Raw genomic sequence first — 15,253 nt, forward strand, 5'->3', positions numbered from 1 at the left:
CGCCGTGCGGCCTCAGGTGCTCATCCTGAAGCGCTCGAACTGCAGCCCGCCGCGCACCACCCGCTCGGGCTCGACGACCCGGAAGCCGGCGCGCTCGAAGACCGGGCGGCTCAGGTGCGAGGCATGGGTGGTGAAACGGCTGCAGCCGCGGCTTCGCGCATCGTCGAGCGCATGCGCGAGCAGGCGCAGCGCAAGGCCGCGGCCGGCCGACTCGGGGCGCAGGTAGAGCGCCCGGACCTCGCCGTCGCCGGCCACGGCGCAGAAGCCGCCGGGCTCGCCGCCCTCGTCGAGCAGCCAGGTCCGCGTGCCGTCCAGCCAGGCGCGGATCGCCGGCAGATCGTCCGCGAAGGCGGCCCACGCCGCCACCTGGGCCGCAGCATAGGCGCGCGGCCCGAGGACGAGCACGCTGCGGCGATAGAGCGCCGCGAGCGACGCGGCCTCGTCGCCTCGGGCGAGCCTCAGGAGGGGCATGGCCACGTCGCGTCCTGCGCGCCGGGGACGCCGTGCCGCGTCAGCTGAACAGGCGCCGCGCCGCCGGCGAGCCGGCCGCCAGCTCGCGCGCCTCGAGGCGGTCGTAGAGCTGCCCGAGCTCGCGGCCGATCGCCTCGAAGCTCTCCGGCGTCAGCGGCCGCCCGTGGTCGTCGGCGATCACGGCGTCCATCGCTGCAGCCAGCGCCTGCGCGCTGTTGCGCCAGGCGTCGAAGGGTTGCTCCGCGGACGGGGTCTGCGGCACGTCGAAGCTCAGCACCAGCTCGTGCACCGCGGCCTCGTTGGGATCGTCGGCGAAGGCGGCCTTCGAGTCGAACTGCAGCGTCAGCACCGGCGGCGCGCCCTCCTCGCTGCCGGGCATCACGAGCCGCCCCGGCACCGGTCCGGGCAGGAAGCCGCAGGCGAGCGCCTGCTGCTGGATGTAGCCCACCGACCAGGCGGCGGTGCGCGCGTACAGCCTGCACGCGAGCTGCGCGTCGTGCTCGCCGGCGAAGGCGTCGAGCTCGCGCGCGCGCGACACCGCGTTGAGCATGTCCTCGAAGTCGGTCGCCGCGCCGATCGTGTCGGCGAAGCCCTGCACCTTGTGCACGAACTCCGAATACTCGATCTCGTTGAGCGCGCCGCTGCGGTTGGCCAGCTGCACGCCGGCGCGGAACTCGCGGTAGAGCCGGCCGGGCTGCGGATGCTCCCACTCGCCGCTGGCCTCGTTGCGCGCCTCGATCCAGTGCGGCTTGCTGCCGACGCGGCGCGTCGCGGGCAGGTGCGCGAGCACCTGGTCGCCGCTGTGCGGCGCGTCGGCGACGAGCTGCGCCATCGCGTCGATCAGCGGGTCGAGCCGCAGCGGGTTGCGCCGCGGCGCGGCCACCACCGGCGCCTCGACCGGCGCGGGGCCTGCGGCAGGCGCCTGGGCCCGGGGCGCGCCGGCCGGGCCCGCCGGGGCCGGCGTTGCCGCCGCGTCCGCCGGGGCGTCGCCGAGCGTCGGCTCCACCGCGGGATCGATCGCCGGCTCGTGCGGCGGCACCGCGCGCCGGATGCTGCCCGCGCGGCGCGACTGCCACAGGCTGTGGCCGACGAGGCCGGCGAGCACCAGGCCACCGAGCCCCGCGAGCATCGTTTGCAGACTGTCCATGCCTCAGAGTCCTTTCGGGAATGTTGTCATCGGCCAGGCCCGCGGCCGGCCATCCTCATGCCGCCTCGGCCATGCCGAGCGCGGCCTCCATGTCCACCGCGACGATGCGCGAGACGCCCTGCTCCTGCATCGTCACGCCCACCAGCTGCTCGGCCATCTCCATCGCGATCTTGTTGTGCGAGATGAAGAGGAACTGCGTGCCCGACGACATGCTCTTGACCAGCCGCGCATAGCGCTCGGTGTTCGCATCGTCGAGCGGCGCGTCCACCTCGTCGAGCAGGCAGAACGGCGCCGGGTTGAGCTGGAAGATCGCGAACACCAGCGCGATCGCGGTCAGCGCCTTCTCGCCGCCCGACAGCAGGTGGATGGTGCTGTTCTTCTTGCCCGGCGGCTGGGCCATCACCTGCACGCCGGCGTCCAGGATCTCGTCGCCCGTCATCACGAGCCGCGCGTTGCCGCCGCCGAAGAGGCGCGGGAACATCGTGCCGAAGTGCTCGTTGACGAAGTCGAAGGTCTTCTTCAGCAGGTCGCGCGTCTCCATGTCGATCTTGTGGATCGCGTTCTCGAGCGTCGTGATCGCGTCGATCAGGTCGGCCGACTGCGCATCCAGGAAACCCTTGCGCTCGCGCGCCGCGGTCAGCTCGTCGAGCGCCGCGAGGTTGACCGCGCCGAGCGCGGCGATCTCGCGCTGGATGCGGTCGATCTCGCCCTGCAGCCCGTAGAGCTTCACGCCGCCCTCCTCGATGCCGCGGCCGAGCGCCTCCAGGTCGACGTTCGCCTGCTGCAGCTGCTCCATGAACTGCGCGCCGCCGAGCGCGGCGGCCTGCTCTTCCAGCTGCAGCTTGGTGATGCGGTCGCGCAGCGGCTGCAGGCTGCGCTCGAACTCGAGGCGCTGCTCCTCGGCGCGGCGCAGCTGCGCCGACAGCTCCTCGTAGCGGCTGCGGACCGTGGCGAGCGCCGCGTCGCGCTCGGCGCGCAGCGCCAGCGCCTCCTGCAGCCCGGACTCGGCGGCGCCGTCGTTGAGCCGGGCGAGCTCGTCCTGCGCCTGCGCGGCCGACTGCGCGTTGGCGCGCAGCTGCTGCAGCGCGGTCTCGATCGAGCGCTGCAGCTCGCCGCGGCGCGCCGCGAGCGAGCGGGCCGAGAACTGCTGCTCCTGCGCGCGGCGCTCGAGCGAGCGCAGCTGCTCGCGCGCGTCGTCGAGCCGGCGCGACGCGACGATCGCCGCCTCCTCCAGCTCGGCATGGCGCTCCTGCTCGGCGGCGAGCTGCAGGTCGAGCTCCTCAAAACGCGCCTCGCCGGTGGCGCGGCGCTCGTCGAGCTCCTCGAGCTGCGCGTCGATCTCGGCGAGCTCGGCGTCGATCTGGCTGCGCCGCGACTGCGCCTGCTCGGCCTGCTGCGTCAGACGCAGCACCTCGACCTGCAGCTGGTGGCGGCGCGTCTGCTGCTCGGCGGCCTCGCGGCGCTGCGCGACGAGCCGCTGCGACACCTCGGTGTAGGCGGCCTCGACGCGCACGAGCCGCGTGCGGGAGTCCTCGGCGATGAGCGCCTGCGCGCGCAGCTGGCGCTCCAGGTTCTCGATCTCCTGCGCGCGCGCGAGCAGCCCGGCCTGCTCGGAGTCCGGCGCGTAGAAGCTGACCGCGAACTGGCTGACCGCGTGGCCCTCGCGCGTGACGATCACCTCGCCGTGCGTCAGCCGCCCGCGGTCGGTGAGCGCCTCCTCGATCGACGCGGCGGTGTAGACGCCCTCGAGCCAGTCGTTGAGCAGCGCCTTCAGCGGCGCGGCGTCGCCGCTGCCCAGGCGCAGCAGGTCGGTGAGCCGCGGCAGCGTGTGATGGCGGTTGTCGAGCGCGGCGCCGGGCGCGGTGTAGAAGGCGAGCTTGGCCGGCGGCGCGTCCGCGGCGAAGGCGCGCACCGTCTCGATGCGGCCGACCTCGAGCGCGTGCAGCCGCTCGCGCAGCACCGCCTCGAGCGCCGTCTCCCAGCCCGGCTCGATGTGCACGCGCGTCCACAGCCCCTGCAGGCCCTCGAGCCCGTGCTTCGCGAGCCAGGGGCGCAGCTTGCCCTCGGTCTGCACCTTCTCCTGCAGCGCGCGCAGCGCGTCCAGGCGCGCGGCGATCTCGGCCTGCTTGGCGCCCTCGGCGTTGGCCTGCGCCTGCAGCGCACGGCGCTCCTCGTCGAGCGCCGGGGCCTGCTCGCTCAGCTCGTGCAGCCGCGCCTCGGCGGCAGCCCCGTCCTCCTCGGCCACCGCGAGCTGGCGGCGCAGCTCGGCCAGGCGCGCCTCGTCGGGCATCGCGAGGCTGCGGCCCTCGCCGGCGAGGCGCTCGCGGCGCAGCTTCAGCTGGCGGCTCTGGTCCTCGACGTTGCGCGACTCGGCGGCAAGGAGCTGGATCTGCTGCTGGATCGCGGCCGCCGCGTTGCGCTGCTGGCTGGCGCGCTGCTGCGCGGCGCGCACCGCGTCCTCGAAGTCGGGCAGCCGAGCCGCCTGCTCCTCGGCCTGCGCGGCAAGGATCTCGGCCTGCTCCTCGGCCTCGGCGCTCTGCTCGGCGAGCTGCTCGATCTCGGTCTCGGCGCCCTCGCGGCGCTGCTGCCACTGCTGGTCCTGCGCGCGCAGCTCGGCCAGACGCCGCTCGACGCGCTCGCGGCCCTCGACCACGTAGCGGATGCGCTCCTCGAGCCGGCTGACCTCCAGGCTCGCCTCGCCGAGCGCGCCCTGCGCGGTGTGCAGCTCGTCGCTCGCCTCGTAGTGCGCCTGGCGCACCGTCTCCATCTGCGCCTCGACGTGGCGCAGTTCCGCGAGCCGGGCCTCCAGCGCGTTGGTCGCGGCCAGCACCTCGCGGCGCACGCGGTCCTGCTCGGTCGCGGCGTCGCGGTGCTTCAGGAACCAGAGCTGGTGCAGCTTCAGCGTGCCCTGCTGCTGCAGCGTCTGGTAGCGCGCGGCGACCTCGGCCTGGCGCTCGAGCTTCTCGAGGTTCGCGTTGAGCTCGCGCAGGATGTCGTCGACGCGCGTGAGGTTCTCGCGCGTGTCCTTGAGCCGGTTCTCGGTCTCGCGGCGGCGCTCCTTGTACTTCGAGACCCCGGCCGCCTCCTCCAGGAACAGGCGCAGCTCCTCGGGGCGCGACTCGATGATGCGGCTGATCGTGCCCTGGCCGATGATCGCGTAGGCGCGCGGCCCGAGGCCGGTGCCGAGGAACACGTCCTGCACGTCGCGGCGGCGCACCGCCTGGTTGTTGATGAAGTAGCTGGAGGTGCCGTCGCGCGTGAGCACGCGCTTGACGGCGATCTCGGTGAACTGGTTCCACTGGCCGCCGGCGCGCGCGGCCGTGTTGTCGAAGACGAGCTCGACGCTCGCGCGGCTGGCGGGCTTGCGGTTGCCCGAGCCGTTGAAGATCACGTCCTGCATGGACTCGCCGCGCAGCTCCGAGGCCTTCGACTCGCCGAGCACCCAGCGCACCGCGTCCATGATGTTGGACTTGCCGCAGCCATTGGGCCCGACCACGCCGACGAGCTGCCCGGGCAGCTGGAACTGCGTCGGCTCGGCGAAGGACTTGAAACCGGAGAGCTTGATCGAGTTCAGGCGCATGGGGGAACGAGGGGGCAGTGGGCGCTGCGGCGGCGCCTGAACGAGCGCCCAAGTGGTTGATTTCGCAGTGGTTTTCCGAGGCGACGGGGCGCCCCGGGGAGCCGGGATGATACCATCGCGCCCTTTTGCGTCCGGGCCTGCGCCCGCCGTGTCTCCATGCCTTCCTCCACACCGACCAAGACCGCGCGCAGCCGCGCCGCCGGCGCCGCGAAAACCGCCGCCAAGACCGCCTCCGCCCGCGTGAAGACCCCGCGCGCGGCGAAGGATCCGGCGCCGGTCGCGCCGCAGCGCGAGATGCCGCCCAACCCGCCTTCGGCGCCGTCCAAGCAGCTGCACGTGTTCCCGAACCCGGCGCCGCAGCGCGACTACGTGATCCAGTTCCAGGTGCCCGAGTTCACCTGCCACTGCCCGCTGACCGGCCAGCCCGACTTCGCGCACTTCACGATCGACATGATCGCGGACAAGCTCTGCGTCGAGCTCAAGAGCCTGAAGATGTACTTCTGGAGCTACCGCAACGAGGGCGCCTTCCACGAGAAGGTCACCAACGACATCCTCGACGACATCGTCAAGGTCACGCAGCCGCGCTTCATCCGCATCACCGCGAAGTGGTACGTGCGCGGTGGCATCTACACCAACGTCGTCGTCGAGCACCGCAAGAAGGGCTGGAAGCCGCAGCCGCGCGTCGACCTGCCCGCGCACGACGCCGCCTCCGGCATGCTCTGAGGCCCGGCCGGCAGCCGCAGCGATGGCGCTCGCCGACCGCCCGCCCTGGCAGTACCTCGAGGTCGCGGTGCGGCGCAGCCGCATCGACGGCTTCGGCGTGTTCGCGGCCGAGCCGATCCCCGCCGACGCGGTGATCGGCGAGATCCGCGGCGAGGCGATCCCGGTGGCCGAGGCGCGGCGCCGCGCCGAGGGGCAGCGCCGCATCATGATCGTCGAGGTCTCGCACAAGCGCGCCGTCGACGCCACGCGCTCCAGCGACCCGATGCGCTTCACGAACCACTCCTGCGCGCCGAACGCGCGGCTCGCGCTCGACGAGGGCCGCATCGAGATCCGCGCGCTGCGCGACATCGCGCCCGGCGAGGAGATCACCGTGAACTACGGCGAGACGCACCACGAGGGCCGGCTCGAATGCCGCTGCGGCGCGCCGAACTGCGCCGGCCGGCTCTGAAACCCGGCGGCGCCGCTCGCCGATAATCGCGCCCCATGAATCCCCTGCTCTCCCGACTGCAGCCCTACCCCTTCGAGCGGCTGCGCGAACTCAACCGCGGCGTGGTGCCGAACCCGGCGCTGCGGCCGATCAGCCTCGGCATCGGCGAGCCCAAGCACCCGACGCCGGGCTTCATCCGCGACGCGCTGATGGGCTCGCTCGAGGGCCTGGCGGGCTACCCGGCGACCGGCGGCACGCCGGCGCTGCGCGAGGCCTGCGCGGCCTGGGTGCAGCGCCGCTACGGCGTCACGGTCGATCCGCTCGCGCAGCTGCTGCCGGTCAACGGCTCGCGCGAGGCGCTGTTCTCGCTCGCGCAGACGGTGCTCGATCCGACGCAGCACCGGGACGTCGGCGGCCCGGTCGTGGTCTGCCCCAACCCGTTCTACCAGATCTACGAGGGCGCGGCGCTGCTCGGCGGCGCGCGCGTCCACTACGCCAACAGCGACCCGGCGCGCAACTTCGCCGCCGACTGGGGCTCGGTGCCCGAGGAGGTCTGGGCCGCGACGCAGCTGCTCTACGTCTGCTCGCCCGGCAACCCGACCGGCGCGGTGATGCCGCTCGAGGAGTGGGCCCGGCTCTTCGAGCTGTCGGACAAGTACGGCTTCGTGATCGCGTCGGACGAGTGCTACTCGGAGATCTACTTCGGCGACGAGGCGCCGCTCGGCGGGCTGGAAGCGGCCGTGAAGCTCGGCCGCAGCGACTTCCGTCGGCTGATCATGCTGACGAGCCTCTCGAAGCGCTCGAACGTGCCGGGCATGCGCTCGGGCTTCGTTGCCGGCGACGCCGAGATCATCAAGGCCTTCCTGCTCTACCGCACCTACCACGGCAGCGCGATGGCGCTGCCGGTGCAGGCGGCGAGCATCGAGGCCTGGAACGACGAGCAGCACGTGGTCGACAACCGCGCGCTCTACCGCCAGAAGTTCGAGGCCGTCACGCCGCTGCTGGCCGAGGTGCTGGACGTGCGGCTGCCCGACGCGAGCTTCTATCTGTGGGCCGGCGTGCCGGGCAGCGACACCGAGTTCGCGCGCGAGCTGCTCGCTCAATACAATGTCGCGGTTCTGCCCGGCAGCTACCTCGCCCGCGAGGCGCAGGGAACGAACCCCGGCGCCGGCCGCATCCGCATGGCGCTCGTGGCCTCCGTCGACGAATGCGTCGAGGCCGCGCGGCGCATCGTCGAATTCACCCGCAAATACTCCTCCAAATGACCCAACAGCTCGAACAGATCATCAACCAGGCCTGGGACGACCGCGCCAGCCTGTCGCCGAATGCCGCGCCCGCCGAGATCCGCGAGGCCGTGGACCATGTGCTCGCCGAGCTGGACGCCGGCCGCCTGCGCGTGGCCACGCGCGAGGGCGTCGGCCAGTGGACGGTGCACCAGTGGATCAAGAAGGCGGTGCTGCTGAGCTTCCGCCTCAACGACAACGCGCCGATGGGCGGCGGCGACCTGCAGTTCTTCGACAAGGTGCCGAGCAAGTTCGCCGGCATGGACGCCGACGCGCTGCGCGCCACCGGCGTGCGCGTGGTGCCGCCGGCCGTGGCGCGCCGCGGCAGCTTCCAGGCGAAGAACGTGATCCTGATGCCGTCCTACGTCAACATCGGCGCCTACGTCGACGAGGGCACGATGGTCGACACCTGGGCCACCGTCGGCTCGTGCGCGCAGATCGGCAAGAACGTGCACCTGTCGGGCGGCGTCGGCATCGGCGGCGTGCTGGAACCCCTGCAGGCCAACCCGACCATCATCGAGGACAACTGCTTCATCGGCGCGCGCTCGGAGATCGTCGAGGGCGTGATCGTCGAGGAGAACTCGGTGATCTCGATGGGCGTCTACATCGGCCAGAGCACCAAGATCTACGACCGCGCCACCGGCGAGGTGAGCTACGGCCGCGTGCCGGCGGGCTCGGTGGTGGTGAGCGGCAACCTGCCCAGCAGCGACGGCAAGTACAGCCTGTACTGCGCGGTGATCGTCAAGCGCGTCGACGCGCAGACGCGCTCGAAGACCAGCATCAACGAGCTGCTGCGCGCCTGACGCGCGGCACGGCACCGTCGGACCCCGGGATCACAGCAGCGAGAGGAACACGCATGGCCGGCAACATGGAGCGGGTGCTGAGGCTGATGGCCGAGAAGAAAGGCTCGGACGTCTTCCTGACCACCAACTCGCCGATCCAGATGAAGATCCAGGGCCAGATGGTGCCGGTCAACAACCAGGTGCTGACGCCGCAGCAGCCGCGGCAGCTGATCGCGGAGATGCTCACGCCGGCGCAGCTGGAGGAGCTCGACGACACCGGCGAGCTCAACCTCAGCGTCAGCCTCCCCGGCGTCGGCAGCTTCCGCCTCAGCGCCTTCAAGCAGCGCGGCTCGGTGGCGGCGGTGTTCCGCTTCATCCCCTACGACATCCCCGCGCTCGAGTCGCTGAACGTGCCGCCGGTGCTCTCGAGCCTGATCCTCGAGAAGCGCGGGCTGATCCTGATGGTGGGCGCCACCGGCACCGGCAAGAGCACCACGCTCGCGGCGATGCTCGAGCACCGCAACAGGAACAAGACCGGCCACATCCTGACGCTGGAGGACCCGCTCGAATTCCTGTTCTCGAACAAGAAGTCGATCGTCAACCAGCGCGAGGTCGGCCGCGACACGCAGTCGCTGCAGATCGGGCTGAAGAATGCGCTGCGCCAGGCGCCGGACTGCATCCTGATCGGCGAGATCCGCGACCGCGAGACGATGAGCGCGGCGATCTCCTACGCGCTCTCCGGCCACCTCGTGCTCGCGACGATGCACGCGAACAACAGCTACCACTCGCTCGGCCGGATCCTGAGCTTCTACTCGACCGAGGCACGTCCCGCGCTGCTGAGCGACCTGTCCACGGCGCTCAAGGCGGTGGTCTCGCAGCGCCTGCTGAAGACGCCGCAGGGCGGGCGCGTGCCGGCGGTGGAGGTGCTGCTCAACACCAAGCTCGTCTCCGAGCTGATCGAGAAGGGCGACATCGCCGGCGTCAAGGAGGCGGTCGAGAAGTCGATGGCCGAGGGCTCGCAGACCTTCGAGACCGACATCGCGCGCCTGATCCGCAGCGGCCTCGTCAGCCGCGAGGAGGGCCTCGCCAACTCGGACTCGCCGACCAACCTGCTGTGGCGCCTCGAGAACGACGGCGGCGGCGTCGCCAAGCCGAAGGCGCAACAGGAGGAGGCGGCCGACGACGAGCCCTCCTTCACCGAGATCACGCTCGACGTCCACGCCGAGCCCCGCTCCTCCGGTTTCGGCGCGCTGCGCTGAACGCCGCCCCGAAGTCCCCCCACCCCGATTCCCGACGATGAGCGCCACGCTGCAACTGACCGAGCAACTCGTCTCCCGCCGATCGGTCACCCCCGCCGACGAGGGCTGCCAGCAGCTGATCGCCGAGCGGCTCGGCGCGATCGGCTTCGACTGCGAGTTCATCGAGAGCGGCCCGGCCGACTTCCGCGTGAGCAACCTGTGGGCTCGCCGCACCGGCCGCGAGGGCCCGGCGGGCAAGCTGCTCGTGTTCGCCGGCCACACCGACGTGGTGCCGACCGGCCCGCTCGATCAGTGGACGAGCGACCCCTTCGTGCCCACGCACCGCGACGGCCGGCTCTACGGCCGCGGCGCTTCGGACATGAAGGGCTCGATCGCGGCGATGGTGGTCGCGATCGAGGAATTCGTCGCCGCGCGCCCGGACCACGCCGGCTCGATCGCGCTGCTGATCACGAGCGACGAGGAAGGCCCGGCCAACGACGGCACCGTGATCGTCTGCGAGCGATTGAAAGCCCGCGGCGAGCGGCTCGACTGGTGCATCGTCGGCGAGCCGACCTCGGTGAACGCCCTGGGCGACACGATCAAGAACGGCCGGCGCGGCTCGCTGTCGGGCCGGCTGACCGTGAAGGGCATCCAGGGCCACATCGCCTACCCCCACCTCGCGAGCAACCCTGTGCACCGCTTCGCGCCGGCGCTCGCCGAGCTCGTCGCGGTCGAGTGGGACCGCGGCAACGAGTACTTCCCGCCGACGAGCTGGCAGGTCAGCAACGTGCGCGCCGGCACCGGCGCCACCAACGTGATCCCGGGCGAGCTGGTGGTCGACTTCAACTTCCGCTACAGCACCGAATCGACGCCGGACGGATTGAAGGCGCGCGTGCACGAGGTGCTCGAGCGCCACGGGCTCGACTACCGGCTCGACTGGACGCTCGGCGGCCTGCCCTTCCTGACGCCTGCCGGCACGCTCAGCGGCGCGCTGTCGCAGGCGATCGAGGCCGAGTGCGGCCTGCAGACCGAGCTGTCGACCACCGGCGGCACCTCCGACGGCCGCTTCATCGCGCAGATCTGCCCGCAGGTCGTCGAGTTCGGCCCCACCAACGCGACCATCCACAAGGTCGACGAGCACGTCGAGGTCGCGCAGCTCGACCCCCTGAAGAACATCTACCGGCGCACGCTCGAGGCGCTGGTCACCTGAATTCGCGAAGAACATTGCATGACCGTCATCGAACTCATTGAAGCGATGAGCGCCCGCCTCGAACAGGCGGGCGTTTCGTTTGGACACGGCACGACCAACGCCTTCGACGAGGCCGCCTGGCTGGTGCTCTGGAAGCTGCGGCTGATGGAGCAGGGCCTCAACGCCGTCGCCGAAACCCCGGTCGCCGATGCGCAGCGCGCCGACGTCGAGGCGCTGGTGGAGGAGCGCATCGCGACGCGCAAGCCCGCCGCCTACCTGATGAAGGAAGCCTGGCTGCAGGGCGTGCCCTTCTACGTCGACGAGCGCGCGATCGTGCCGCGTTCCTTCATCGCCGAGCTGCTCGCCGACGCGACGATCGACCCCTGGCTGTCGGACGCGACGCGCCGCGTGCTGGACCTGTGCACCGGCAACGGCAGCCTCGCGGTGCTCGCGGCCCTGGCCTGGCCCGAGGTCGAGGTGGACGCCGCGGACCTGTCGCCCGAGGCGCTGGAGGTCGCGCGCATCAACGTCGAGCGCCACGGCCTCGGCGAGCGCATCACGCTGCTGGAGAGCGACGGCCTCTCGGCGGTGCAAGGTCCCTACGACCTGATCCTGTGCAATCCGCCCTACGTCAACTCGGCCTCGATGGCGGCGCTGCCCGACGAGTACCGCGCGGAGCCGGAGCTCGCGCTCGCAGGGGGCGCCGACGGCATGGACTTCGTGCGCGATCTGTTGCGCGATGCGCCGGCGCGGATGAGCGAGCACGCGGTGCTGGTGCTCGAGATCGGCAACGAGCGCGAGCACTTCGAGGCGGCCTTCCCCGCGCTCGAAGTGGTCTGGCTCGAGACCAGCGCCGGCGAGGACCAGACGCTGCTCGTGACGCGCGAGGCGCTCGTGAACGGAGGGCTCGCGTGATCACGCTGCGCAACGTCACGCTGCGCCGCGGCACTAAGGTCGTGCTCGACGGCGCGACCGTCACGCTGCAGCCCGGCGAGAAGGTGGGCCTGGTCGGCCGCAACGGCGCGGGCAAGTCGAGCCTGTTCGCGATGCTGACCGGCGAGCTGCACGCCGACGCGGGCGACTTCGAGATCCCGGCGCGCTGGCGCATCGCGCAGGTCGCGCAGAACATGCCGGAGACCGACGATTCGGCCACCGATTTCGTGCTGCAGGGCGACACGCGGCTGATGGAGGCCCAAGGCGCGCTGGCCGCAGCGGAAGCGGGCGGCGACGGCCACGCGATCGCCGAGGCACACCAGGCGATCGACGAGGCCGGCGGCTTCGACGCGAAGTCGCGCGCGCAGGCGCTGCTGCTCGGCCTGGGCTTCCTGCCGACGCAGCTCGACGACCCGGTCAACAGCTTCTCGGGCGGCTGGCGCATGCGGCTGCAGCTCGCGCGCGCGCTGATGTGCCCCGCCGACCTGATGCTGCTCGACGAGCCCACGAACCACCTCGACCTCGACGCGCTGGTGTGGCTGGAGAGCTGGCTCAAGCGCTTCGAGGGCACGATGCTCGTCATCAGCCACGACCGCGAGTTCCTCGACGCGATCACGCGCGTGACGCTGCACCTCGACAACGCGCAGCTCGCGCGCTACGGCGGCAACTACACCGCCTTCGAGGAGATGCGCGCCGAGCGCATGCTGCAGCAGCAGGCCGCCTACTCGCGCCAGCAGGAGAAGATCGCGCAACTCACGCGCTTCATCGAGCGCTTCAAGGCCAAGGCGACCAAGGCCAAGCAGGCGCAGAGCCGCGTCAAGGCGCTGGACCGCATGGAGAAGCTCGCGCCGGTGCTCGCCAGCGCCGAGTTCACCTTCGAATTCCGCGAGCCGGTGGCGATCCCGAACCCGATGCTCGCGCTCAAGGACGTGGCCTGCGGCTACCGCGTTTCCAATGGAGCTTCCGACGAGGGGCCCGAGGGCGAGCGCGTCATCGTCCGGAACGTCAACCGCTCGGTGCTCGCCGGTCAGCGCATCGGCATCCTCGGTGCCAACGGCCAGGGCAAGTCCACGCTCGTGAAGACGGTCGCGCGCGTGCTGCCGGCGCTCGGCGGCCAGATCACCGAGGGCAAGAACCTCGCGATCGGCTACTTCGCGCAGCAGGAGCTCGACGTGCTGCGCCCGGACGACAACCCGCTCGCGCACATGATCCGCCTCGCCAGGGAGGTCAGCCCGCAGGCGCGCGAGCAGGAGCTGCGCGACTTCCTGGGCTCCTTCCGCTTCGTCGGCGACATGGTGATGCAGCCGGTGGGCACGATGAGCGGCGGCGAGAAGGCGCGGCTGGTGCTGGCGATGCTGGTCTGGCAGCGCCCCAACCTGCTGCTGCTCGACGAGCCGACCAACCACCTCGACCTCGCCACGCGCGAGGCCCTGTCGATGGCGCTCAACGAGTTCGAGGGCACGGTGATGCTGGTCAGCCATGACCGCGCACTGCTGCGCGAGGTCTGCGACGAGTTCTGGCTCGTCACCAAGGGGGGCGTTGCGCCCTTCGACGGCGACCTCGACGACTACCAGCGCTGGCTGCTCGAGCAGAGCCGAGAGGTGGCGCGCGCCGCGAAGGAGGCCGCGAAGGACGCGGGCAAGGCGCCCTCCCCGGCCGCTGCCGCACAGGCCGCAGCCGAGCCCGCGGTGAACCGCCGCGACGAGCGCAAGGCGCAGGCGGCGGCGCGCCAGAAGATCGCCGAACAGGCCAAGCCGATCAAGAGCGAGATCGCGAAGATCGACAAGCGGATGGCGGCGCTGCAGGCCGAGAAGACCGGACTGGAGGAGGCGCTCGCCGGCGGCAGCCTGCCCCCGCCGCAGCTTGCCGAACACGGACGGCGCCTGAAGGCGCTCGGCGACGAGCTCGAGGAGCTCGAGATGCGCTGGCTGGAGCTGAGCACCGAGCTCGACGCGCTGCAGGCCGCGGCGGGCTGAGAGCGCAGGCCCCGCGCGGGCCTGCCGGCCCGCCGAAAGTCATCTCCGACCGGGTGGCACAGGTCGCGGCCCAAGATGTCCGGTTCCGCGGGGCGTTCCGCTTCGCGGGGATCCACCGACGAAAGGAAGGACATGAAGCCCGATCATGCTGTCTTCCCTATGAACACGGCAGCCTACTCAGCAAACCTACGCTGAAACCTACACGGAGAGATGGGCACGAGCCACCCGCATCCGGCGGGCGCCCCGAAATCGCCCCGCAGGCGCTGCGCGCACAGCTTCGGGACACTGAGGTCTCACCACCACAGGAAGTCCAGATGGATGCTCTCACCTGCTCAGTCCTTGCCCAAGTCGCCGCCGGCAAAACCCGTTTCTTCCCCGCCGACGACTCCCCCGAGGCGCTCGCCGAGTTGCAGCCGCTAATCGCCGCATTGCGCCGACTGCAGGCGCTCGGCCTGCTCGAAGCCGCGTTCGGGCCACGGTCGAAGTCGCTGCAGTGCCGCGGGATGGAGAGAGGCGCTGTCGTCAGACGGCTGACGTCGCAGGGCACAGCTTGGTCCGCCCTGGGGTGCCGATAGGCACGCAAGCGGCGCCAAAGAGAAGGGCCCCGAGCTGCTGCGTCACCTGAGGTTCGGGCGCCTTGATGACGGAGAAGGGCCGGCGTTCATTTTTCCGGGCGATCAGCTGCTGAGCGGCCAAGCTCCCGAGGGGAACTCAGGGAGCGGCGCCGGCACGACGACGGACACTGCCGGCCTTGCGGGAGAAGGTGACACAGCTCGCCCTCCACCGCTCACGGACAGTCTACGCCCTTGCCAGCCCCTCCATCAGGCACTGCTGCAGCCAAGGAGCCATCTCCATAAGATGAGGACGTCGCCCGAGCTTGGGGCGGCTGGATCTTCACAATATTCACCTCGGCGGCTTCGGCCTCCGGGGTTTCTTTCTGGGCGGTAGCCCTTGGGTGGAGAGACAGATGATCTACATCGAGAACGAAGGCGCACTGTTCCGCGGACCTGCTCGGGGAGTGCCGAGGGAGGTCTGGAGCCCGAAGGATGGCCGGTTCGTGCCCTACATGGACTCTGCGCCCAAGCCGATCGACTGGGGCAACGAGATCAGCGAGGACGAGGCTCGGGAAATGATGAGCGGGGGCGCCTGCTCCTGGGGGCCGGTGTCGCCCTCGTCCGCCCGCCGCTGACGGTCACCCCCCTCCGCGAACTGCCTGCCAGCGGGTCAGCTCGACGACCTCGACCCCGCTCAAGACACGCTCGCCGGTGCCGATGCGCTGCCCCGCGCGCGTGCGCCCGGCGGACTGTAGCGGCCTTTGTACACGAGGCGCCACCAGTTCGGCGCGTCCGCCGGAATCCGGGCTGCACCCTGCGCAAAGTCCCAAGCGGCCGCGAGTTCGTGGCTCAGCCGCGGGGCCTGCGCGCACGTCACTTCAACCGCCGGCACTCCCGAGTGCTCGCCGAGCAGCGTATCGGACATCAGGTGCCGCGCCTGGGCGACGCTG

Annotated in this window: 14 protein-coding genes; 10 read left to right on the forward strand and 4 right to left on the reverse strand. The window is 71.3% G+C overall.

Annotation, left to right across the window (positions count from 1 at the left end; translation table 11 throughout):
- Positions 1 to 12 precede the first annotated feature (12 nt).
- The 3 genes from D3A59_RS07040 to smc are packed head-to-tail and all read right to left on the reverse strand — an operon-like array spanning position 13 to position 5,198.
- Entirely contained in the window at positions 13 to 471 is a 459-nt protein-coding gene (locus D3A59_RS07040) for a GNAT family N-acetyltransferase (RefSeq protein WP_119154207.1), read from the reverse strand.
- 40 nt (positions 472 to 511) lie between these two features.
- Positions 512 to 1,618 carry a cell division protein ZipA C-terminal FtsZ-binding domain-containing protein gene (locus D3A59_RS07045; RefSeq protein ID WP_119154208.1) on the reverse strand — a complete coding sequence of 369 codons (1,107 nt, stop codon included), beginning with the start codon at positions 1,616 to 1,618 and terminating at the stop codon, positions 512 to 514.
- 55 nt (positions 1,619 to 1,673) lie between these two features.
- Positions 1,674 to 5,198: a chromosome segregation protein SMC gene (smc, locus tag D3A59_RS07050; protein WP_119154209.1), complete on the reverse strand. Its 3,525-nt coding sequence runs from the start codon at positions 5,196 to 5,198 to the stop codon at positions 1,674 to 1,676.
- Positions 5,199 to 5,492: 294 nt separating this feature from the next.
- On the opposite strand from smc, the gene queF reads away from it, so the two are divergent.
- The 10 genes from queF to D3A59_RS07100 all read left to right on the forward strand — a co-directional run bounded on the left by queF (position 5,493) and on the right by D3A59_RS07100 (position 14,938).
- Positions 5,493 to 5,921 (forward strand): preQ(1) synthase, encoded by a 429-nt coding sequence (gene queF, locus D3A59_RS07055; RefSeq protein ID WP_119154325.1) that lies wholly within the window; start codon positions 5,493 to 5,495, stop codon positions 5,919 to 5,921.
- Positions 5,922 to 5,943: 22 nt separating this feature from the next.
- Entirely contained in the window at positions 5,944 to 6,369 is a 426-nt protein-coding gene (locus D3A59_RS07060) for an SET domain-containing protein (protein WP_119154210.1), read from the forward strand.
- 35 nt (positions 6,370 to 6,404) lie between these two features.
- Entirely contained in the window at positions 6,405 to 7,613 is a 1,209-nt protein-coding gene (dapC, locus tag D3A59_RS07065) for a succinyldiaminopimelate transaminase (RefSeq protein ID WP_119154211.1), read from the forward strand.
- On the forward strand, positions 7,610 to 8,434 hold the full coding sequence (gene dapD, locus D3A59_RS07070; protein ID WP_119154212.1) for a 2,3,4,5-tetrahydropyridine-2,6-dicarboxylate N-succinyltransferase: 825 nt from the start codon (positions 7,610 to 7,612) through the stop codon (positions 8,432 to 8,434). The genes dapC and dapD overlap by 4 nt, the downstream gene beginning before the upstream one ends.
- A gap of 53 nt (positions 8,435 to 8,487) precedes the next feature.
- Positions 8,488 to 9,672: a PilT/PilU family type 4a pilus ATPase gene (locus D3A59_RS07075; protein WP_119154213.1), complete on the forward strand. Its 1,185-nt coding sequence runs from the start codon at positions 8,488 to 8,490 to the stop codon at positions 9,670 to 9,672.
- A gap of 37 nt (positions 9,673 to 9,709) precedes the next feature.
- Positions 9,710 to 10,861 (forward strand): succinyl-diaminopimelate desuccinylase, encoded by a 1,152-nt coding sequence (gene dapE, locus D3A59_RS07080; RefSeq protein ID WP_119154214.1) that lies wholly within the window; start codon positions 9,710 to 9,712, stop codon positions 10,859 to 10,861.
- An 18-nt stretch (positions 10,862 to 10,879) separates the two neighbouring features.
- A complete protein-coding gene (gene prmB / locus D3A59_RS07085; RefSeq protein ID WP_119154215.1) occupies positions 10,880 to 11,755 on the forward strand; it encodes a 50S ribosomal protein L3 N(5)-glutamine methyltransferase in 876 nt (291 codons plus the stop codon).
- Positions 11,752 to 13,749, forward strand: coding sequence for an ABC-F family ATP-binding cassette domain-containing protein (locus tag D3A59_RS07090; RefSeq protein WP_119154216.1), 1,998 nt, complete (start codon positions 11,752 to 11,754; stop codon positions 13,747 to 13,749). Before prmB ends, D3A59_RS07090 begins: the two co-directional genes overlap by 4 nt.
- Before the next feature lie 314 nt (positions 13,750 to 14,063).
- Positions 14,064 to 14,324 carry a hypothetical protein gene (locus tag D3A59_RS07095; RefSeq protein WP_119154217.1) on the forward strand — a complete coding sequence of 87 codons (261 nt, stop codon included), beginning with the start codon at positions 14,064 to 14,066 and terminating at the stop codon, positions 14,322 to 14,324.
- Positions 14,325 to 14,716: 392 nt separating this feature from the next.
- Positions 14,717 to 14,938 carry a hypothetical protein gene (locus D3A59_RS07100; RefSeq protein ID WP_119154218.1) on the forward strand — a complete coding sequence of 74 codons (222 nt, stop codon included), beginning with the start codon at positions 14,717 to 14,719 and terminating at the stop codon, positions 14,936 to 14,938.
- A gap of 59 nt (positions 14,939 to 14,997) precedes the next feature.
- Here D3A59_RS07100 and D3A59_RS25280 read toward each other — a convergent pair whose 3' ends face one another.
- A complete protein-coding gene (locus D3A59_RS25280; RefSeq protein ID WP_157991434.1) occupies positions 14,998 to 15,228 on the reverse strand; it encodes a hypothetical protein in 231 nt (76 codons plus the stop codon).
- Between the last annotated feature and the right edge of the window lie 25 nt (positions 15,229 to 15,253).

This window comes from Caldimonas tepidiphila (genome assembly GCF_003569765.1).
Taxonomy (GTDB): domain Bacteria; phylum Pseudomonadota; class Gammaproteobacteria; order Burkholderiales; family Burkholderiaceae_C; genus Caldimonas; species Caldimonas tepidiphila.

Coding starts and splice junctions, on each gene's coding strand:
- D3A59_RS07040 (WP_119154207.1), bottom strand. CDS start 471: ATGCCCCTCCTGAGGCTCGCCCGAGGCGACGAGGCCGCGTCGCTCGCG.
- D3A59_RS07045 (WP_119154208.1), bottom strand. CDS start 1,618: ATGGACAGTCTGCAAACGATGCTCGCGGGGCTCGGTGGCCTGGTGCTC.
- smc (WP_119154209.1), bottom strand. CDS start 5,198: ATGCGCCTGAACTCGATCAAGCTCTCCGGTTTCAAGTCCTTCGCCGAG.
- queF (WP_119154325.1), top strand. CDS start 5,493: ATGCCGCCCAACCCGCCTTCGGCGCCGTCCAAGCAGCTGCACGTGTTC.
- D3A59_RS07060 (WP_119154210.1), top strand. CDS start 5,944: ATGGCGCTCGCCGACCGCCCGCCCTGGCAGTACCTCGAGGTCGCGGTG.
- dapC (WP_119154211.1), top strand. CDS start 6,405: ATGAATCCCCTGCTCTCCCGACTGCAGCCCTACCCCTTCGAGCGGCTG.
- dapD (WP_119154212.1), top strand. CDS start 7,610: ATGACCCAACAGCTCGAACAGATCATCAACCAGGCCTGGGACGACCGC.
- D3A59_RS07075 (WP_119154213.1), top strand. CDS start 8,488: ATGGCCGGCAACATGGAGCGGGTGCTGAGGCTGATGGCCGAGAAGAAA.
- dapE (WP_119154214.1), top strand. CDS start 9,710: ATGAGCGCCACGCTGCAACTGACCGAGCAACTCGTCTCCCGCCGATCG.
- prmB (WP_119154215.1), top strand. CDS start 10,880: ATGACCGTCATCGAACTCATTGAAGCGATGAGCGCCCGCCTCGAACAG.
- D3A59_RS07095 (WP_119154217.1), top strand. CDS start 14,064: ATGGATGCTCTCACCTGCTCAGTCCTTGCCCAAGTCGCCGCCGGCAAA.
- D3A59_RS07100 (WP_119154218.1), top strand. CDS start 14,717: ATGATCTACATCGAGAACGAAGGCGCACTGTTCCGCGGACCTGCTCGG.
- D3A59_RS25280 (WP_157991434.1), bottom strand. CDS start 15,228: ATGTCCGATACGCTGCTCGGCGAGCACTCGGGAGTGCCGGCGGTTGAA.